This is a genomic window from Wolbachia endosymbiont (group B) of Cyclophora punctaria (assembly GCF_964028235.1).
Lineage (GTDB): Bacteria > Pseudomonadota > Alphaproteobacteria > Rickettsiales > Anaplasmataceae > Wolbachia.
The window spans coordinates 1,066,350-1,086,522 of the sequence record NZ_OZ034749.1 but is presented as its reverse complement, the minus strand read 5'-3'; the positions used below and the strand labels follow the sequence as shown (position 1 = coordinate 1,086,522).

Sequence of the window (20,173 nt, the reverse complement as noted above, 5' to 3'; positions counted from 1 at the left end):
CTTTATTAATGACAACCAGGCTGTTTTCATTTTTTTGATCAAATATCTTTTTCAAGTAGATTAAGTAAATCAAAGATCATTATTAGTATAAGCTAAGAGAAAATAGCTAGTCGATTGCTTAAAAAGTATATAAAATCACAATTTAAGTAGGAACTATGGCAATTAGACTTATTCCAGATAATCTTGATATAAGATTTAGTAAATATAGAAATTTGACAGCACTTGTTAGCGTTATTCTTATCATTTTTTCAATGCTTACTTTTATGCTGCGTGGAATGAATTTGGGTATAGACTTTACAGGTGGAATTTTGATAGAGATAAAATCTTCAAGCAAGGATGATGCTATTCTCGGTATATTAAAAGAGAGTGGATTTACGATACAGAGTTCAAAAGCTGGTGATAACTTAGTTGTGCGGTTTAAAGATGAGGGAGATGAAGATAAAATTAAAAAGGTTAAAAGTATATTAGAGAGCAAATTAGGTAATTTAGTAACTTATCGCAAAATAGATTATGTTGGTCCACAAATAGGCTCAACGCAGATATTTGAAGGGATATCAGCCATGTTAATTGCAATTATTGGAATATTTTTTTATGTTTGGCTTAGATTTAACTGGCAGTGTGGACTTGGTGGAATAATGGCACTGATCCATGATGTGATTTTAACTCTTGGCTTTATCAGTTTAACGAGTATTGAGTTTAATATTTCATCAGTTGCAGCTCTCCTTACCGTAATTGGCTACTCAATCAATAACTCAGTGGTTATATATGATCGGATTCGAGAGTATCAAAAAAGTGGAAAAAATGCAAAAATAGGTGAAGTAGTTGATGCCAGCATTAATTCGACGCTATTTCGCACTATGTTAACTTCAGGTACTACTCTTCTTGCCGCTCTTCCTTTAGTGCTGATTTGTACAGGTGTGGTCAGAGACTTCTGCTTAATCATTTCTTTTGGCATTGCAATCGGCACCTGTTCCGCAATATTTATCTCTGCTCCTATATTGACCTGCAGAGCGTTGAGTAGAGTATAGAACGTTTAACTACGATATAATATTAGCTTGTTATCCCTAATAGTGAAATGAAAATATCTCAAAAAGCTCATACCAAGTAATGAATGGGACATAGAGTGAGTATTAACACTAGCGTGCACATCATTAATTAAAAAATTTCCTATTTTAACTTGAGGTATTTGAACCACTCCAGCTTTTATTTGACCTTTTGCAGTTTCATATATTTTAAAGTCTTGAATGTTTTGTAAGTTAATACCAGCATGTAACGCATCTTTTTGCGATAGAACAATATCAGTTGCTCCGGTATCAAGCAAAAACGTTATATTACGATCATTGACTTGAGCTTGAATATAAAAGTGTCCATCGTATGACTTTGTAAATTCAATACTTCCGCCATTTTGAACCCTTCCTTTGTACGGTAGAAAAGTGCTCAGAAACCTATTGCTTAGTTTATCCCCTTGTGAATCAATAAACATTGCAGTAATGACTATTATCAGTAGCCAAATAACTAGATTTTTTGCTGCATTCATATTATTAAAATTTGAAGCCATAAGAGTAAATTTTTAAGATTAGCGTTAAAAGCTATTATTAAAAATAAGTAAATTTTATTGTTTTAGTACAATATTTAATATATACTTTAAGGAGGTATGTTCGATTTAATTTCATGTCAGAAGCAAAAAATTTAATTTTAGCAACAATTCTTTCTATATTAATTATAGTATTATGGCATATTATTTATGATAATTTTCTTAACACGAGCCAAAGCCAACCATCGATTGAAAATATTGAACATATCGAATCTTCTAACGACCTTGCTCCTATGATATACCAAAATCGTTCTGAAATTATTAATTCTACTAGAGAACAGAGAGTTAATTTAACCAATAACATGCTTGAAGGATCAATTTCTCTGAAAGGTGCAAGGTTTGATGACTTAATCCTAACTAACTACCACTTAGAACCGAGTTCTTCTTCTCCACAAGTGGTGTTACTGTCACCTGCAGAATCAAAAGATGTATATTTCGCAGAATTTGGGTGGCTCGATCCGAATGAAAAGATTAAAGTTCCAGATTCTAAAACAGTATGGCAAGCAGATAAACTCAATCAAAAAGAGGTCAATTTATTTTGGGATAATGAAAATGGCATTTTATTTAGAATGAAAATTAGCCTTGACGATAACTACATGTTTAAAGTTGAGCAAATTATTGAAAACAATACAAAAGATAATGTAGTTTTGGTTCCCTATGGTAAAATCAATCGTAAACGTGATAATATTAACGAATCCTATTGGATATCACATGAAGGAGTACTAGGTGCATTTAACAATAAGCTAGAGGAGTGGACATATAAGGATATTTCTAAGAAGCGTTTAATAAAGGCAAGCACGAGTGGAAAAAATTGGTTTGGTTTTGCTGATAAATACTGGCTTACAGCCATCATACCTGAGAAATCAGATAAAATAAATGTGAGCATTAAACACACGAATGTTAATAACATTGATAAGTTTCAAGCAGATTTTGTTAGACCTTACACACACATACTCCCTGGTACAAGTGCTTCTACTCTGAACTACTTTTTTGCTGGGGCAAAGAAATTGAATTTACTTGATTCTTATAAAGACACTCTCAATATACCTTTGTTTGATAAGGCTGTAGATTTTGGTGTTCTTTATTTTATAACCAAGCCGGTGTTTTTACTGCTTGAATATTTTAACTTTGTTTTGAAAAATTTTGGCTTAGCAATATTATTGCTAACTTTAGTAATCAAACTTTTGATGCTTCCCTTATCTAATAGATCATATATTTCGATGTTCAAGGTGAAAAGCCTGCAGCCTGAATTAACTCGTATAAAAGAGTTGTACAAAAATGACAGCTTAAAGCAGCACAAAGAGACAATTGCGTTGTTCAAGAGAAACAATGTAAATCCAATGTCGAGCATTTTCCCTATGCTCATACAAATACCAGTATTTTTTGCTCTGTATAAAGTATTATTTGTTACTATAGAGATGAGACACGCCCCTTTTTATTTATGGATTAAGGATCTTTCAGCTTCTGATCCAACAAACATTTTTACATTATTTGGGTTGTTTAATTATAACTTTCCTATTTCTATAGGCATTTTACCTATAATTTTCGGCGCTACCATGATAATTCAGCAGAAGCTAAGTGAGAAAGATCAAACCAGTAAAGATGATATTCAAGTAAATGTTATGAAGTTTTTACCTTACATTTCTGTCTTTATTTTTTCTTCTTTTCCTGCCGGCCTGGTAATATATTGGATATTTAGTAATATTATAACTCTGGTTCAACAATCATTAATAAAGTTGCTTTTAACAAGAAAAGTGGGGATGAATGTCGAAAATACTAATAGTTAATTCAATTTACCACACTGAAATAGCGAACCTTTTGCTTGAAGGTGCAGTTGATAGATTAAAAGAAAGTCATGCAAGCTATGACATAATTGAAGTTCCTGGTGCATTTGAGATACCAGCTACAATTCTCTTTGCAGTAAAAAGCAAGAATGCTAATTATGACGGTTATTTAGCTCTTGGGTGCGTGATTCGCGGTGAAACTGATCATTATAAATACGTTTGTAAAGGAGTAATCGAAGGCTTAAATGAAGTTATTATGCATTATGCAATACCCCTTGGTATGGGCGTAATTACCGCTGGCAGCAAAGATAAAGCACTAATTAGAGCTGACAAAAATAAAAAGAACGTTGGTGGCCATGCAGCCTCAACTGTTTTGCATATGATAGATCTACACAATAAATTAAAATAATGGAGGAAAAACCAGTAGATAAAAAGTGGCGCATAAAAAGAAGTACGGCAAGATTTCTTGCTGTACAAATTGCTTATTCAAATATTTTTGTAAGTTACAACAAAAGCACTTTTAAATTGGAAAATTGTGAGCTTAAGGACTACATAAGGACGTTGAAAGATATATTTGAATGTGAAGAATTTGAACATCAGTTCTTAGAAAACTTGTTATGTAAGGTTATAAAAAGCAGTGAAGAATATGATAAAATAATAGAGTCTTATTTACACCCAAGCTGGTCACTTTCACGATTAAATCTTATAAGCTTATCTATTTTGCGTATTGCAGTATGTGAGTTAATTGATTTTGATACACCAGCACCAATTGTTATTAATGAATATACTAACATTGCATCTGATTTACTTGATGCTCCAAACAAAATTGGCTTTATTAATGGGTTGTTAGATAAGGTAAAGGATGCAGTCAGACTAAATAAAAATCCTTAGTAACTTCTCGTAAGGTATTCGTTCAGTAGGGTGGCAAAATAAGATAGAAAAGACAGCTATAGAAATAAATGGTGTTATCCAATATGATGGCAGTGCTCTTTTTTCTGTCATCCCAGTGCTTGACACTGGGATCGAGATTGCAAGTAATGCATTCGGTTTGGTAAGTATGGATTTTGCGTTATAGAATGAAACACTTTTGGTAAATTTATCAAGAAAACTGGATCCCAGTGTCAAGCACTGGGATGATACCACTTTTGCTTCGATATTTACACATTAGTCATACATCTGAACGGATACTTTGAGACAGCTTCTATAATAAGCTTAAATAACTAACACTAAAAAATGAAGGGCAGGCTTATTTAGTCTACCCCTTTTATACTTGTCTGGATAATGATCTTTCTTTCTCTTGTTGCTCAATTTCTGGTGATCTAATAATTGAGCTTGGCACAAGTTTAATGATGAGTTCTTTAGGACCATTTTCTTCAACGCCTAAACCTAACGTTTCTAACTTTTTTCTATATTCATCTATTAATTCATACTCACCTTGATCATTTTTTCTTCCTAATGAATTTATCTTTAATAATCCATCATTGTTATCCATTTCCTTACTTGTAGCAGTAATGTAGTAACTGTTACTTTCTAAGCTAAAATATATAAGATACTCATCGGAGATAACACTGCCATCTTGATTCTTATTTTGGTTGTGTTTTTTGATATACTCAAAATCTTCATTTTTTACTTTCACAAATAGATCTTTTTTATTCATTATAATAACAATGTTCAGAGTTTTAGGCTCAGATATTTTATTGTTTTTGATGATGGAATATATTGCTAAACTAACCAATGCAACGGCAACAGTTGCAAGTAGACTCATTCCAAGTGGTGTAGCTGCAAAAACTGCAAGTGGCGCTAAAATCGAAGTTGAAGACACCCAATATGGAGCTGAAAGTGTTGTTACTGCACCTATGACGCATAGAGAAGTAAGTGCTTCAAGTGCAATGTTTGTTTTGTGACGGTGTTTTTTTTAAATTGACATAATTTCCTCTTAAAATAAGTTAATAATATATTAATATTATATATCAAAAAATCAATACAGTCAACTTACATATAATGAACTACCTACCGCTTGAGCCAAAGCCCCCTTCATTGCGGACGGTTTCTTCTGTGCAGAATTCTTCTCTGTCATCCCAAATTACCTGAGATACAGGAGTGATGAGGATTTGTGCGATTCTCTCTCCTCTTTTTATTTCATATGGCTGATTACTTAGATTGATTAGGCAAACTTTAACTTCACCTCGATAATCGGAGTCTATAGTGCCCGGAGAATTTAAGACAGTGATTCCATGTTTTGCAGCAAGCCCAGAACGTGGGCGAACTTGTCCTTCAAAACCGTTTGGTATTGCAATCACAATGCCAGTTGGAATAAGTAACCTTTCAAGTGGATTTAAAATAATAGAGTCGTCCAATGCAGCATAAAGATCCATACCAGCACTCTGCATAGTTGCATAACAGGGAAGAGGCAGGCTTTCGCCATGTGATAACTTTTTTATTTCTACTTTAATTTTATCTCTTTGCATTTTTATTCACTAGTTATGAAAATTTGATTGTAGCATGTAAATTGTACCTGTAAAAGGTAAGAAAACTACTTGACAAATCTTTCAGCTTCCTTACTATAAAATTGAAAGTGTTTTATTACCTTCAATCTGTTCAGATTAAACGACAAAAGTATTATACAGTTGGCGTCTTATAAATCTTTCCGCTATGTGCACTTTATGTCTTCACAATAATTTCTACCTAATATAAGCTGAAACGGGCTTATAAAACGTTTAAAACAGTACGTTTGTATAGAGGGTGTCATTTTCCAGCGCGTGACGCTGGTTCCTGGATCTCAGTGTCTGGGCACTGGGATGAGAAAAAAGGGGCTACTTGAATGACACCTTATGTTCCAGCACGTGACACATAATTGTACGAACATTCATTTTTGAAGACAGCAAATGGTCAGTGCCCAGACACTGGCATCCAGAAATTTTATTAGGTTGGTAAGCACAAAAGTAGTTGCTTTATGCTAAAACACAACGGTTGAAAGACTCGATTCCAGCGTCACGCGCTGGAATGACATCAAAGGGGCTACTTGAATGACATACTTGAATTTACGCTATAAAGTGAACCGGTTTGGTGTGCTGCTGTTGTTTGCAGTATTGTAGTGCTAATTTTTTACTTCGGTAGTCTTTTTATTGTCATTATAATTATAAGAATAGTTGAGGCCAATTAATATGAAAACTTTTACGAAAAATTTTAAAGGTAAGGAAAGAAAGCTAGAAGAGTTCAACGAGAAAGTTGAAGACATATCAGCTGTAGCTCAAGATAAGTTTGCACATGAACTTGAAAATATCGCATATGAAAGTGTGCAGAAATTTCGCAGTCTACTTGCTAAAGAAATAAACTCCACTTTCAATAACATTCATTCTCAGAATGTCAATCTACTAAAATCTGGCTTAGTAAACTTGATCAATAAAAAAGGAGAAACAGCGTTAACACGTTCTCTTCTCAATATACTTGTACGATAGAGTTGCTGTTGCAATTTAATATTAAGTGATAACTAAAATAAGTAAGATTTTTTATGGATAAGTCTTACTTATTTTAGCTATATATAGAAAAGGAGGGTTGTTATGTCAACAAGACTAAAGTATCCAATCATAAATATACAACGTAAGTCTAAGCCTAAATCTTTTCCAGTAACTTTAGGAGAGGTTAAATCTTTTTTACGAATTGAAAATGATCAAGATGATAAGTTGATTTCAAGTTTTATTTTTATGGCAACTGATTATGCTCAGTGGCATATGGAAAAGTCTCTAGTAAAGCAAACGTGGCAAGTTTCATATGAAGGTTATATACCTCGTAGAATCTATTTAAGCTATGGTCCTGTGAATAAAATAATATTGGCTACTGATAAGAATAGAAAACTTAGTTATTATTTTAGTGATATAGGAAGCTATATTGAATTTTTCAATTATTTGAGCATAATAAGAGCTGATGTTGTATATGAAGCTGGTTATGATAGTGTTCCTGAGCAAATAAAGCTAGGTATTATACAGCATGTTTCTGCTCTCTATAAAAATCGTGAATCAGAAGTAAGTAGCCATTTATCTGAAGTGAAGAAGGTGTATTCTCCATTTCGCGAACCAAAGGTTGTTTTGTAGTTCCTGTTTGTCATTCAATAGCAGATACAACAGATGGTGTCATCCGAGTATCCCCTTCGATGTCATCCCAGTGCTCAGACACTGGGATCCAGTTTTTTCATGATCATCAAAACGTTGTATTTTAAAATAAAACGGCTACTTTTATGCTTACCAACTTAATAAAATTCCTGGATCCCAGTGCTTGACACTGGGATGACAAGAAAGAGCTACTGGAATGACATCATTATAAAGTGAACCAGTGTCTGGGCATGTGATGACACCATCTGTTGTACCTACAAATTGCAATGTTCTTAGCCGTATCTGTGAGATGGAAAAAATTCAAATTATAAATGAGTTGTATAATAGTATTTATGCAGAATTAAAAGCAAACTCTGATTTAAAGAAATATGTTACTAACATCTATGATTACCTGCCTAAGCAGGTTACTATTCCTTATCTGAGATTGCGCATAGTAAATTATGTTAACCTGCATATGCTATCTAATTTTGCTACAAAAGTAAGATTTTCATGCGACATATATACTTATCATATAAGCAGCATGCTTGCTGCTATAAAGCATATTAGCTTGGTGGTAAAGAGCATTAGTAGTGAGACCATTTTGGAAAGTAATTGTGCTATAAATCAGCATGATGAAGTTTTACATTCAACAATTAATTTTGATATTTTAATACAAGGAGGTAGCGATGAGCAAATTACAGCTGAAAATTAAAGGTCATGACAATAATTTTGTTGTGCTGAATAATATACGAAACTTAAGGTTTACTTTGCGTAATAACAAAGAGGAGATGAAAGAGATTTCCTCTTTTGGCTGGAGAAAAGTGCTTGATTGTGCTGGAAGTAGAAAGATTACAATAAAAATTAATGGCATTTTAAATTCAGTATTGGCTGATGAATTATTGCGTAATTCTGCAATGTTAAACTCTAATAATGATTATGAGATTAGTTTTAATGCTAAGGAGAAGATAAAACTCAGGTGTTCGGTTGAATTGTATGAGAGATATTATGATCCTGCCACTTTTGACAGCTTCACTGTAGTTTTAGCCAGTGCTGAAGTTGTGAACACTTTTCATTAGTGTTAATTTAATTTTTTCATATACAATAATAATAAGTGGGAATAAACTAAAAAAAATTATGAACGATGAGGATCTTTTCGAAGAAGGCGATGATAATGTTGAAGAGAATAGCGATGACAGAAGAGAAAGGAATTTGAAGAATGAAAATCAGCTCGAAGAGCAATTTAAAGAGTATTTAAAACCTTTCGAGGATATTTTAAGTCAAATTGATGAAGGAGTTGATAATTTAGATAGTTACGAAAGGACTATGCAAGTAAAGCGAAGTATAGATAGGCTCATAGAAACCTTATATAGCCAAGCAGCATCTGAGGATATTGATGTAGAACTTGAAACCACAAAACACACTCGCGATAAATCAGAGTCCAAGAAAAGAGTTCTGGAAAAGAGAAAGAAACAACTGATGGAAGAGATCTTAAGTTTTCAACAACAAAAGGAGCTAATGAATAGTAGGGAAAAACATGAAGTAGCAAGTGATGAAGATGTTCAGAAGGCAAAAGCACGAGTGAAGTCTTCAATTAGGGGGGTGTTGTTTTCAGTTATTGCTCATAGAATGGATCCAAGAAGGAGGGCAGGGGAAACTGCTGATGACAATGAAAAGCAAGCTCGTATGTACGGTAGAGAAGCAGTTGGTGGAGTTTTAGGTGGACTGTTCAAGGCGTTTTTAACTACAGTTACTGCCGTTGTACGCGAAATTGCTAAACCACTTCAACATATGAATACACAAGAGACGTCTTTTGCAAAACAAGTTGAAGAAAGCAGAAACCAGGATTCACAGAAAGGTCGATCTGTGTAGGTCAAAGTATAATTTCAAAAAAATTTTTGAAATCGTATGTACTAAACAATATCTACTCAACGCAAATTACAACAAACGCAGTAGCATAATCTTGATCATCACTTAGAGAAAGGTGTATCTTGTAGTCTTTCGAGATGAAATCCTTTGTGATAGCAAGATGTGGTTTTCCCCTGATATTACTGTATATTTCTATATCTTTCATTATAATTCCCTGGCTGAATCCAGTGCCTAGCGCTTTAACAAAAGCTTCCTTTGCAGCAAAGCGTTTAGCAAAATATTTTGCTCTTACTTCTTGGCTATTATATTTTTTGCTTATCTCTATCTCCTTCTTAGTATAGACTTTATTGAGAAATTTTTCCCCGTATTTTTGTGATATTCTCAATATTCTGGGTATATATACTATGTCAGTGCCAATACCGTATATCATTTTGTGCTAAAGCGATTTATTGCTTCTTCAACTTGTATTTCCTCTACCTCGCCAGTTGCCCTATTTTTTACTTCAACTATATTTGAAGTTACTGCTTTCTTTCCAATAATTATTTGCCACGGCAAGCCTATCAGATCCATTCTGGCAAATTTCACTCCTACACTTTCGTCCGTATCATCATAAAGCACTTCATCGCTTTTCAAAGCTTTGTATATTTTATCTGCAGCCTCCGTTACTTTCGTTTGTAAATTGATCAAACCAACTTTAAAAGGAGCTACTGCCTCTGGCCAGATAATTCCTTTATCATCATGGAAAGCTTCTATTATTGCGCCAACAAGCCTTGAAACTCCAATACCATATGAACCCATATGCATATTAACATTTTTTCCATCTTGAGAAGTAACACTTGCCTTCATAGGCTTTGAATATTTGTCGCCAAAATAAAAAATATGCCCTATTTCAATACCTTTACTAACATTTAACTGTTCTTGCGGTATAGGACAAATTTTAGGATCATGCATATCGTCTGCAACTGCATATATGCTCTTCAGACTTTCAATATCTTCACTCTCTAGTAGTTCAGAAAATTTATTGTCATAATATAAAGTGCTTTCACCAGTGTTTGCCAATATATGAAACTCGTGGCTCAAATTTCCTCCAATTGGACCCGTATCAGCTCGAACTCCAATTGGAGTAAGTCCCATGCGTTTGAAGATTTTTATGTAAGTTGTATACATCAAATTATATGAATTCAGTGCACCTTCGTAATCTACATCAAAACTGTATGCATCCTTCATCAGAAATTCCCTGCCTCTCATAACGCCATAACGAGGTCTTACTTCGTCACGAAACTTCCACTGAATTTGATATAAACAAAGTGGTAAATCTTTGTAACTTTTTACCGTATTTCTAATCAAATCAGTTACCACCTCCTCATGTGTTGGACCAAAAAGCATATTGCTCCCATGCCTATCCTTAATGCGCAGCATTTCTTTGCCGTAATCATCGTAACGTCCTGACTCTCGCCAAAGACTTGCTGGCTGCACACAAGGCATCAACACTTCAATCGCACCAATTTCATCTCTGATAATATTTTCAATATTTTTAAGTACCAAAAGACCAAGCGGCAGCCAAGAATAAATGCCGGATGCTGTCTGCTTGATTAAGCCTGCACGTAATAAATATTGATGAGAAATAATCTCAGCACCAGCAGGGGTTTCTTTTAAAGTTGGCAGGTAATATTGAGATAAGCGCATTTGATAAATCTGATTGTACTAAGTAATCTTAATACAATCAGACCTGTAGGTAAACTTATTTTAAGAAGGGTGCACTACTGCTCTTACCTCGATCTATGACACTTTGAACTTGAAATGGTTTTGCTTTTCCACCATAATTTTGATCAACCAAAGAAAATGGTTTTTGCACCTCACTATTCACTGAGTCAACATTATTTGCTTGTGCTGCAGGAGAAGCTTCATATTTCGTTTTTGAATTAACAGGCTTAGGCGATATCGGTGGCTTCTCTGCCTTTAGTGTAGAACGTGGTGGAGTTGTGGATTTAGGTTTTACATTATCATCAGATTCATGACCACTGTCAGGACTCTCGCTTCTTTTGTTACTGTCTGATTGCGGGGTTGGAGACTCATCTTCCCACTCACTATCGGGTGTACGATTTTGATCATCATCTTCGTCATCACTTTTGCTATCTGAGGATTTAGTTCCTTCTCCTAGAAGAGGAGAATTCTTCATTGTGTCCCATGCATTCTTCATAAGATCTCCACCTCCGTTATTACTTGGCTTTTTAGCAGCTTCAGGCTGATCGACAACTTTTGTCAACTTAACACCCTGCTTTATCTGTGCAAGCATAGCATTTTTAGCATCCGATTGATTAGCGTTATTACTAACTTCAGCACCAGGCTTATCAGAACCATTGGTCTTTTTCAATGAATTAATTCCATCTGGAGCTGAAGGAGGAGATGGTGGTGAAACAGCACCTTGTGGCAATGGAGGAGGTGGCGGAGGTAGTAGTGGTACAATGGGTATTCCAGACATTACTGGAAATGATGGTGTAGGAGTATTGCTATGTTCAAGTTCTTTTGCTTTCTGTAAACTACTATCTTGTGATTGATTTTGACATACTTCGTTGTTTTGCTGTTGTACGTTGTCCTCTTCATCAATTGCTTTCCTTCGTTCTTTTAACACTTTGAACAACTCAGGGGGTATGGATTTATTAGTAGTATTATTCTTTAGAGTAAGTGGTGTCGGTGCACTGGGTGTTCCAAGCGTTACTGGAAGTGATAATGAAAACCTCCACTTTCTTGTTGCTTGCCACCTCCTGGATGTATAAGTATTGCTGTGTTCAAGTCCCTTTGCTTTCTGTAAATCTTGTGATTGTTTTCTACCAGGATCAACTCCTTTCTCGCTGTTTATTGCAGAAAGGTGTGAATTGATAAGATATGCAGCTAAGCTCAACATAACCGATGCAGAAACAAAAGCAATAACTGTGAAAAGTACTGGATCACTTAGTGTTACTGAAATCGAAAGATATGTATATATAACAGCTGTAACACTAGATATACATAGCAACAAAGTAGCAATTGAATATTTTAAGGCAGCTGTCTTACTTATTCCAACTAAAGTATTAATCAAAATGGGAGTATCGATTTTTTGTTCTGTTGCAAGTTGAATAGAATTCTCAAATAGCCCTTTTTCTGATTGAGTACTATTGTTAGTTCCTGAATTACTGGAAGGTTTGTTACTATTACAATTATCTTGTTGAGAACTAAAAACTCTAGGAAATACATTCTTGGGAGTTGAGCTTCTATTTTTCTCACTCTGTCTAATATTGCTTCCTTTATCTGCAGTTTCGCCATTCGCATTATGTTCTTTTTGTTTTTTCCGGAATAGTTTACTATTTGTAGGATTTACAGTTGGTTGTTGAACAGGACTCTTAGATTGATCTCTTCTTGGCTTATTGCCACTGCTGCTTTTTTCTGCAATAACACTAGGAGATTTTCCATCTTTATCGTTATGCTTACAAGTGTTTTTCCAACCCGGAGGTGGGGAAGGTGGTGGTGGCGGTGCAGGTATTTTATTATTAGATAAATCATTAGTAAGCATTTCTCTTCCTTATTATTAATATAGTACTAATAATAACTAAATTATTAGTACTTGTCAATAATTTTTGAGTAAGTTAACATTAAGATAATAAAATAAAAAGGAAAGAGAGAGGAGCAGTCTTCTAAGAAGAAATAGAAGCTGTTTTAAACCTCAAGGACCTTCCTTCATCACTTTGTTACTACAGCACATCATCGATGTTTTGGTATAGAGTAATCAGAATCATAAAAATAGCTTAGTGTTAGCTATTTTTATGATAACCTCTCTTAAACAATTGATATTTTACAGTGTTTTTGGTAAAATAATAGCTTAAGGCTTAGAATAAAAGTTTATGAGTGAAGCACAAGGTCCAAATATTGCAGAATGGCAGGCACAGCAGCAACACCAGGAAGCCGCTAGTGAGAAAAGTGGTTTCGGTCTTGGTCATAGTGACTCTGTTGCAACAATTGTGGATGGAATGAAGTGGATGTTCAACTTTCATGAAGGAGCAATTGCTGCTTATAATAATGTATTCGAAGGTTTGGTAAGTGGTAGCAGTCTAGTAACGTTATTTGGGAAATCAGGTAATATGTTTGGCATAAAATTTCTTGAAAGTCTTGCTGAATATTTTTCAGGTGGTGGTGGAGAAGATATGCCATCAGAAGGAATGGGTATGGACTACGGTGATGAGGGGCATCATCCGGATGATTATCCCCACTCTAACAATGAAATAGCTCAAAGTGCCGATGGTTTGCATGATATGCATGATGCAGGTGATCATCATGGCCAATCTTTTTCACCTGGTCCTTCACCATCTGTTGGTGATGATCATGAGCTTGGTTACTAAATAACTAAGAAGATTTTATTGTAATTAGTGAAAAAAGTTTCAGTTTTAGGATCAACAGGAAGCATTGGAAAAAAGACTTTAGATTTGCTCTTAAAGAGAAAGGAAGAATATCAGGTGGAAGCACTAAGTGCCAATTCTAACTTTGCTCTGCTAGCACAACAGGCAAATCTACTTAATGCAAAATATGCTGCCATTTCTGATGAAAGGTTCTACAAAGATTTAAAAGAAGATCTACTTGGTACAAACGTCAAAGTAGAAGTTGGTGCTCCAGGTCTAGCAAATGTTGCTTCTCTACCCGTTGATCTCTCAGTTATTGCAATAGTTGGCATCGCAGGCCTTGAGCCAGTTATAAAGGTTATAGAAAGCGGTACTAAAGTTATTGCCCTAGCAAATAAAGAAAGCATTGTTTGTGGTGGCAAGTTACTGCTTGAAAAAGCTAAAGAAAGGAGCGTACAAATAATTCCCATCGACTCTGAACACAACGCAATTTTTCAAGTTTTGCAAAATGATGATAAATGTGTAGAAAAGATTATACTCACTGCCTCTGGTGGACCATTTTTAAATTATAGCCTTGAACAATTAAGAAATATCACAGTAAATCAGGCACTAAGTCACCCTACTTGGAAAATGGGAAAGAAAATCTCAGTTGATAGTGCAACAATGATGAATAAAGCACTAGAAATAATAGAAGCACATCATTTGTTTAATATTAGTCCAAATAGAATTGAAGCAGTAGTGCACCCTGAATCGATAGTACATGGAATTGTCGTTTATCACGATGGATTCAGCTTTGCTGTGCTTGCAGAAACTGATATGGAAATTCCCATTGCATATGCTTTATCTTGGCCAGAAAGATCAACTTTAAATCATAAATTAGATTTAACAAAGCAAGGAAAATTGACCTTTCAAGAACCAGACCACAAATGTTTTTCTTCACTAAAGCTAAGCATGGAAGTGTTAAATTCTTCTTCTCCACATACAAATAGTATTGTTTTGAACGCTGCAAATGAGATAGCTGTTAATGAATTCTTGAAATCACGAATTGGCTTTTTAGAAGTAGTAGAGGTAGTAAAATCAACAATAGAAAACTTTGACAAGTACTCTGATATTAACTCACTATCTGACATAATAAGTGTCGATTTTGAAAGCCGTATTATTGCCAATGAAATTATAAAAAGTAAAGGTATCTGTTCAGCAGAGTGATAAAATAAGGTAGATGAGAAAAGACAACTAAATGGTCAAGTAGCCCCACTTCATACTCCTGTCATCCGAGTAGCTGACACTGGGATCCAGAAAAATTTACAAGTAAACTGAGCTTATGCTAAATTCAATGAGATTAAATGAAAAACTTGATTCCAGCATCAAGTGCTGGAATGATACCTTACCTGAACAGATACATCACTAGCACGTTCGTTCACAATAACTTGAGAGAAACTTACATCATTAATAACTGTATTTACTCTATACAGATAACCGCATCCTATTGCAAGAAAAAGCAACGAAGTTGCAACAAGCGGAGTTGGGTTATCAACTGCGAAACATATACCAGCAGCAAGTACTCCAGATAACAAAAAAGCACAAGCATAATTAATTTGTTTCCTTTTTTGAGCAACTTCTTCTACCTTTATGAACTCTGGTTCTATTATTTCCTTAACATGTTCTGCAATACAATTTCTTGGACTTTTGTTTTCATAGTTTTTAATATTAGGTTTGATATTTGGATGTGTAAGTAATATTTCTATCATGTTTACATTTCCCAACTTGCAAGCAATGTGTAGAGCTGTATTTTTTTCCTTCTTGCCGGTCTTAATTTCCTCCTCTGCACGAGCATAATTTTGAGGTATAAATCCTTCATTAACAGGTTGTAAATTGTCAAGGTATACACAACCCCTTATACCCTTATCTACTACTTCTCTCCCCTCAAATTCGTACACTGGATAACCATCATGTTCCTTTGGTTTTTTCTTAATAACAGCTTGCTTGCTTTTAATATTTAAATCGATTTTTTTATGTTCTACAAGCAACTTAGCCATAAGCTCTAAATATTGATGTTCCTCGTTATTACTAGTAACAAAAGCTGAAGCAATGCACATCAAAGGTGTCATCCCATCCTCAAAAGCGTTAACATTCGCTCCTTCTTTCAATGCTTGTTGAAAATGATTCCAAGCTTCCTCAGGTTTTATTCTTTCACCACTAGCATTTTGAAATTCAATAGCTTTAAACAACTTTTTTGTTGCTTCACTTGTACTAAACATTTTAACCCCCTATCACAACAAACTTGATAAAATTATACATAGAAAAAATTAAAATATCAACTATTAAGCTAATGATCCAGAATATACTCCTTCGTTAAAAGAGACTGAGCATTTTCAAAGATTTCTTGAGTACTTCCGAATTCAACAATCTTGCCATTGCAAAAGAAAACTATGCTGTCAGCTAATTTTTTAGCTTGCTTCATCGAATGAGTTACCATAATTATGGTGAACCTCAATTTCAATTCTTGTATAAGATTTTCGATTGCATTGGTTGCCATTGGATCAAGAGCAGAGCATGGTTCATCCATTAATAAAATAGTTGGCTTTACTGCAATTGCACGAGCAATGCATAATCTTTGTTGCTGGCCACCAGATAAATTTAGTGCACTATCTTGCAATCTATCTTTCAACTCTTCCCATAAACCAACCTTAGTTAAACTACTTTCTACTATTTCATCTAATTTTTGCTTATTTTTTACCATGCCATGCAATTTAGGCCCATAAGCAACATTATCATATATTGATTTTGGAAAAGGGTTGGGTTTTTGAAATACCATACCAACTTTTGCTCTGAGCAATACAACATCCATATCACGTGAATATATATTACCCAGCCCATCGATTACCAGTTCACCAGTCGCTCTACATCCAGGTACGTAATCATTCATACGATTAAAACAACGCAAAAATGTCGATTTACCGCACCCAGAAGGTCCGATAAAAGTTGTGACTTTCTTTTTGCAAATATTCAAATTTATATCGAATAAAACTTGTTTAGAGCCATACCAAAGATTTAAATTTTTAACGAAAGCATATTTATCGCTCATACTAAATCCTGCATTGAATAAAGTCCTGGTATTTCCTGTTTATTCTCGCACAACCATATTGCTGCCTGAACCGCCCCTCTAGCAAACGTTGTACGATTAATTGCCTTGTGATTTAATTCTATTCGTTCATCGGAATTGACAAACATGACACTGTGATCTCCTATTACTCCACCTCCACGAGATACTGCAAAGCCTATTCCCCCTTTCCCTCTTATATTTGAATTATTATGTGAATATTGATTGAGCTCAAAATCCACTTTTGCAGCGTTAGCAACTGCTTTACCAAACTCTATAGCTGTTCCAGATGGTGAATCCTTTTTTAAATTGTGATGCATTTCCCAAATTTCAACGTCATACTCATTACCTAAAAGCTTGGCAGCTTTTTTTACCAATTTCAGCAACACATTAACTCCTATACTCATATTTGCTGACCATAATATTGGAACTTTAGCAGCATATTCTTTTAAATTTAGATCTTCTATTCCAGTTGTGCCACTAACTAGCGGTTTTTTAAATTTCACGGCCGCCTTAAGGCAGTCTAGCATACATTCTTTTGTTGTAAAATCTATTACAACATCGGACGACTCAAATACCTCACTAATAGAACTTGTAATTTTGATTCCTAAATTGCAATTATTTCCTACAATAGGCCCAATATCTAAGCCTATATACTCACTGCCCAAGCGAGCAACAGCACCTGCTACTTCCACTTTGGTATTTGTAATTAATTCATTGAGTATTTTCTTACCCATTCTGCCTAAGCAGCCTATTACTCCAACTTTGATTTTCATAAAGCTTTTTCCACTATGTTAGGCTTTTTTTGAAGCTTTGTCATCTTTATAAGCTTAGCATATTTAGCCTTACACTGATAAAACTATAGCTATACATCGATGAATCTATTGAAAATTGATACGAGGAAGATACAAATTGTAATTAGTCAATTTTCTCCTATGGAGAAAACTTATAAAGAAAAAAAGAGCACCAAAGGAGGTGCTCTTTTGTGAAGAAAAGATACTCTTTAGAAAGTTGGTATAATAAGTTTTGACTTCATAAGTTGTTCTCTAGATAGATTATCTAGCAACTTACTAGGTTTACCAGCTTCTGAGCTTAGTACCTTGCTATCACTTGCAGGCACTTTAGATGTAGAACTTACAACTTCAGGTTTCTGAGATATTTTCTCTATAATACTAACTTCACGATTACTATTTAAACCCAACATCTTTTTCATTCCTTCTAACTCACAAGACGAAGTTTTACCATCGTCTACCGAGTTCACTATAAAGGATACAAAATTATTGTTCACGGCAACAAGTTCGCTGTAAGTAATTTTGAATATATCTTTGTCACGTTTGACACATACACGATATTTTGATGGATCTTCATAATTAATATTTCTCCAATCCAGAGATTCTAGTATGTCCTTGTCCCTTATATGGATTACTAACCGCTTACTATTATCTTCTACAATAGCAAAAGAAAAATTGGCTTTACCATTTATTAGTTTCGTCATCACATCTTTTCTCGTTAGAATCTTTTGCTCCGATTGACCAGACCACAAGTTTTTAATGCTGTTCCAGACTGATGCAATTCTTCCTGCAATCCACTTAAAAAACTCTTTTATTTTTTTTAACATATTTTACTCCTTAAATTAATAATAATTTAATTATTACATAAAAAGTATAATATGTCAATTATTTCATAAAAATTTTAGTACTTGCTCGCAATTTTCAACAATTTAATAGCACTGGTGTTGACAACCTCCCCGCCAACACGCTTAGTGACAAAAAATCTAACATAAGGTTTGTTTGTATAAGGGTCTCTAAGTATTCTCATTCCTCTGTTATCTACGATCTTATAAGCTTGTTTGAAATCCGCTACTGCAATCATTGTAGGTGGCATATCAGCAGATTGATATACTGGTATTCCCATTAAAGTATCTGGTGTTTCAAGCGATAAACTCGGCTGCCAAAGATACTGACCTGTTTCAGATTTTAGTAGCCTCACGTCCTTTAACGTACTCCTGTTCATCAAAAATGATGCATTTTTAGAGTAATGTTCATTTAGAGAGTAGTACAATATCATTATGGCGTCGCTGTCTAGCTTATCAGCTTTAATTTGCTCTATCTTATTATGACCATTTCCATTTTCGTAAGTTAAAATTCCTTTAGGCTGAAAAGTGCCATCACCTTTAATAAAGGCTTCATTCTCCTTCTTACTGAAAGTTTCGGTAACCTTTTCTACAAGCCAATTTTCAACATTGACAAATGCATCATCGAGCAATTTTTGTGATATTTGCGGCTGAGCATAGAGCTCATAAGTTGTGATGGAAATCTTTTGAATTTTAGGTGTACTTGTGTCTTGTGCAAAATCATACTTGGATTTATAGCCACCATCTTCGTCGTCTACTACTTCACCACTCCAACCTGCACCAGCACGGTCACAATCTTCTATAATATAATCCAGCGTTTCAGTAGAGATTCTTTGATTGGAACATATCTGCCGCATTGGAGATGAATCAGTTACACGCTTGTTTATGCGTTTTACAATATGAGGAGTAACTAAATACCCTCCAATATCATTGTCATCTCCACTTAGGGTTTTATGTGATAACCTGTTTTCCATTCCTTTGCGAATATAATCAGAAAAATATTTATCACCTGTATTAAAATCTGTGCTAATCTCTGGGCGTTGAGCTGAGGTTTCAATAAAATCTAAGCGCTCTTTGCAATTATCAATATTACTATTTATCTTGCATAGCTGCTCGATCGTTGCAGGTCCTTTGCTTTCGATTTCTTTTAGTTTGCGATCATTTATTAATTTAAATTGCTCCCATGATGAAGCGAGTTCATTAACACGGTGAGCGATATCAGTAAGTGACATAATAGCCTCCTTTAAAAATAAAATTAGAATAGTATTGTAATTTGAAGGTAATCTTTAATCTCAGTACCTTTTTGTTATCATGTAAACTGCATTCAGAAAAAAGACCGGTGAATGGCAGCTTATTATAACTCAAACGCTTGTTTACAATATGGATCCCAGTGCTGGGATGGCGCCCTCATGGTAAACAACGTTCATACAACTGTATACGTATAATGCTCGCGCCTGCCATTCACTGGTCTTTTTTCTGGATTTTAGCATTGGCTTCATGGTAGATACAAATGAACGTAAGCTACTTGGTAGTGAGAAAAAAATAATAATGATTACTTGTTGAAGTAAAAAAAGGTAGTGTAGTATTACACCACGGTAAATATTATACTTAATTGTTAGCACTATACAGCATCCATTTTTTTGTGTTAAGCATTTTTTTTCGCTGCGTATCTGTTCAGAAGAATGTGCAAATAAAGTACGTAGCTGTACAAATTTGCTAAAACAATAAATGGTATCCT

The 20,173-nt window shown here is 34.5% G+C and carries 23 protein-coding genes; 12 read left to right on the top strand and 11 right to left on the bottom strand.

Features of this window, described 5'->3' with window-relative positions:
- The first annotated feature begins 155 nt into the window (after window positions 1–155).
- A complete protein-coding gene (secF, locus tag ABWU33_RS05280) occupies window positions 156–1,028 on the top strand; it encodes a protein translocase subunit SecF (protein WP_353280502.1) in 873 nt (290 codons plus the stop codon).
- 5 nt (window positions 1,029–1,033) lie between these two features.
- Here secF and ABWU33_RS05275 read toward each other — a convergent pair whose 3' ends face one another.
- Window positions 1,034–1,558 (bottom strand): TIGR02281 family clan AA aspartic protease, encoded by a 525-nt coding sequence (locus tag ABWU33_RS05275; RefSeq protein WP_010401102.1) that lies wholly within the window; start codon window positions 1,556–1,558, stop codon window positions 1,034–1,036.
- Between the two features lie 113 nt (window positions 1,559–1,671).
- Here ABWU33_RS05275 and yidC point away from each other — a divergent pair, with 113 nt between their 5' ends.
- From yidC to nusB, 3 genes are read left to right on the top strand one after another with little or no spacing between them, the layout of a single operon-like run.
- Window positions 1,672–3,381 (top strand): membrane protein insertase YidC, encoded by a 1,710-nt coding sequence (gene yidC / locus ABWU33_RS05270; RefSeq protein WP_250119942.1) that lies wholly within the window; start codon window positions 1,672–1,674, stop codon window positions 3,379–3,381.
- Window positions 3,359–3,787: a 6,7-dimethyl-8-ribityllumazine synthase gene (locus ABWU33_RS05265; protein ID WP_211908182.1), complete on the top strand. Its 429-nt coding sequence runs from the start codon at window positions 3,359–3,361 to the stop codon at window positions 3,785–3,787. Before yidC ends, ABWU33_RS05265 begins: the two co-directional genes overlap by 23 nt.
- Window positions 3,787–4,269 (top strand): transcription antitermination factor NusB, encoded by a 483-nt coding sequence (gene nusB / locus ABWU33_RS05260; protein ID WP_211908184.1) that lies wholly within the window; start codon window positions 3,787–3,789, stop codon window positions 4,267–4,269. Before ABWU33_RS05265 ends, nusB begins: the two co-directional genes overlap by 1 nt.
- A 373-nt stretch (window positions 4,270–4,642) precedes the next feature.
- On the opposite strand, the gene ABWU33_RS05255 is transcribed toward nusB, so the two are convergent.
- Window positions 4,643–5,035, bottom strand: a complete 393-nt coding sequence (locus tag ABWU33_RS05255; RefSeq protein WP_246433190.1) for a hypothetical protein — start codon at window positions 5,033–5,035, stop codon at window positions 4,643–4,645.
- A gap of 10 nt (window positions 5,036–5,045) precedes the next feature.
- On the opposite strand from ABWU33_RS05255, the gene ABWU33_RS05250 reads away from it, so the two are divergent.
- A complete protein-coding gene (locus tag ABWU33_RS05250) occupies window positions 5,046–5,282 on the top strand; it encodes a hypothetical protein (RefSeq protein WP_353280499.1) in 237 nt (78 codons plus the stop codon).
- 102 nt (window positions 5,283–5,384) lie between these two features.
- On the opposite strand, the gene dut is transcribed toward ABWU33_RS05250, so the two are convergent.
- Window positions 5,385–5,846, bottom strand: coding sequence for a dUTP diphosphatase (gene dut, locus ABWU33_RS05245; RefSeq protein WP_211908186.1), 462 nt, complete (start codon window positions 5,844–5,846; stop codon window positions 5,385–5,387).
- Window positions 5,847–6,542: 696 nt separating this feature from the next.
- On the opposite strand from dut, the gene ABWU33_RS05240 reads away from it, so the two are divergent.
- The 5 genes from ABWU33_RS05240 to ABWU33_RS05220 all read left to right on the top strand — a co-directional run bounded on the left by ABWU33_RS05240 (window position 6,543) and on the right by ABWU33_RS05220 (window position 9,335).
- Window positions 6,543–6,836 (top strand): hypothetical protein, encoded by a 294-nt coding sequence (locus ABWU33_RS05240; protein ID WP_353280497.1) that lies wholly within the window; start codon window positions 6,543–6,545, stop codon window positions 6,834–6,836.
- 102 nt (window positions 6,837–6,938) lie between these two features.
- The gene (locus ABWU33_RS05235; RefSeq protein ID WP_250119939.1) at window positions 6,939–7,469 is read left to right on the top strand and encodes a head-tail connector protein; all 531 of its coding nucleotides are present in this window, start codon (window positions 6,939–6,941) and stop codon (window positions 7,467–7,469) included.
- Window positions 7,470–7,776: 307 nt separating this feature from the next.
- The gene (locus ABWU33_RS05230) at window positions 7,777–8,178 is read left to right on the top strand and encodes a DUF3168 domain-containing protein (RefSeq protein WP_250120432.1); all 402 of its coding nucleotides are present in this window, start codon (window positions 7,777–7,779) and stop codon (window positions 8,176–8,178) included.
- Window positions 8,153–8,542 carry a phage tail tube protein gene (locus ABWU33_RS05225; RefSeq protein ID WP_211908190.1) on the top strand — a complete coding sequence of 130 codons (390 nt, stop codon included), beginning with the start codon at window positions 8,153–8,155 and terminating at the stop codon, window positions 8,540–8,542. The genes ABWU33_RS05230 and ABWU33_RS05225 overlap by 26 nt, the downstream gene beginning before the upstream one ends.
- 58 nt (window positions 8,543–8,600) lie before the next feature.
- Window positions 8,601–9,335 (top strand): hypothetical protein, encoded by a 735-nt coding sequence (locus ABWU33_RS05220; RefSeq protein WP_264337483.1) that lies wholly within the window; start codon window positions 8,601–8,603, stop codon window positions 9,333–9,335.
- Window positions 9,336–9,387: 52 nt separating this feature from the next.
- On the opposite strand, the gene ABWU33_RS05215 is transcribed toward ABWU33_RS05220, so the two are convergent.
- The 3 genes from ABWU33_RS05215 to ABWU33_RS05205 are packed head-to-tail and all read right to left on the bottom strand — an operon-like array spanning window position 9,388 to window position 12,882.
- Window positions 9,388–9,762 carry a holo-[acyl-carrier-protein] synthase gene (locus ABWU33_RS05215; RefSeq protein ID WP_007302804.1) on the bottom strand — a complete coding sequence of 125 codons (375 nt, stop codon included), beginning with the start codon at window positions 9,760–9,762 and terminating at the stop codon, window positions 9,388–9,390.
- Entirely contained in the window at window positions 9,759–11,018 is a 1,260-nt protein-coding gene (gene proS, locus ABWU33_RS05210; protein WP_250119936.1) for a proline--tRNA ligase, read from the bottom strand. Before proS ends, ABWU33_RS05215 begins: the two co-directional genes overlap by 4 nt.
- 55 nt (window positions 11,019–11,073) lie before the next feature.
- Window positions 11,074–12,882: a hypothetical protein gene (locus tag ABWU33_RS05205; RefSeq protein ID WP_353280493.1), complete on the bottom strand. Its 1,809-nt coding sequence runs from the start codon at window positions 12,880–12,882 to the stop codon at window positions 11,074–11,076.
- Between the two features lie 328 nt (window positions 12,883–13,210).
- Here ABWU33_RS05205 and ABWU33_RS05200 point away from each other — a divergent pair, with 328 nt between their 5' ends.
- Together ABWU33_RS05200 and dxr are read left to right on the top strand one after the other, a co-directional pair.
- Entirely contained in the window at window positions 13,211–13,705 is a 495-nt protein-coding gene (locus ABWU33_RS05200; RefSeq protein ID WP_010406678.1) for a hypothetical protein, read from the top strand.
- A 27-nt stretch (window positions 13,706–13,732) separates the two neighbouring features.
- Window positions 13,733–14,908, top strand: a complete 1,176-nt coding sequence (gene dxr / locus ABWU33_RS05195) for a 1-deoxy-D-xylulose-5-phosphate reductoisomerase (protein ID WP_353280491.1) — start codon at window positions 13,733–13,735, stop codon at window positions 14,906–14,908.
- 158 nt (window positions 14,909–15,066) lie between these two features.
- Here dxr and ABWU33_RS05190 read toward each other — a convergent pair whose 3' ends face one another.
- The 5 genes from ABWU33_RS05190 to ABWU33_RS05170 form a co-directional block, all read right to left on the bottom strand.
- The gene (locus ABWU33_RS05190; protein ID WP_211908200.1) at window positions 15,067–15,960 is read right to left on the bottom strand and encodes an ankyrin repeat domain-containing protein; all 894 of its coding nucleotides are present in this window, start codon (window positions 15,958–15,960) and stop codon (window positions 15,067–15,069) included.
- A 68-nt stretch (window positions 15,961–16,028) separates the two neighbouring features.
- A complete protein-coding gene (gene pstB, locus ABWU33_RS05185; RefSeq protein WP_353280489.1) occupies window positions 16,029–16,787 on the bottom strand; it encodes a phosphate ABC transporter ATP-binding protein PstB in 759 nt (252 codons plus the stop codon).
- The gene (gene dapB, locus ABWU33_RS05180; RefSeq protein ID WP_353280487.1) at window positions 16,784–17,578 is read right to left on the bottom strand and encodes a 4-hydroxy-tetrahydrodipicolinate reductase; all 795 of its coding nucleotides are present in this window, start codon (window positions 17,576–17,578) and stop codon (window positions 16,784–16,786) included. The genes pstB and dapB overlap by 4 nt, the downstream gene beginning before the upstream one ends.
- A gap of 227 nt (window positions 17,579–17,805) precedes the next feature.
- Window positions 17,806–18,420: a hypothetical protein gene (locus ABWU33_RS05175; protein ID WP_353280485.1), complete on the bottom strand. Its 615-nt coding sequence runs from the start codon at window positions 18,418–18,420 to the stop codon at window positions 17,806–17,808.
- Window positions 18,421–18,494: 74 nt separating this feature from the next.
- On the bottom strand, window positions 18,495–19,667 hold the full coding sequence (locus ABWU33_RS05170; protein WP_353280483.1) for a phage major capsid protein: 1,173 nt from the start codon (window positions 19,665–19,667) through the stop codon (window positions 18,495–18,497).
- Between the last annotated feature and the right edge of the window lie 506 nt (window positions 19,668–20,173).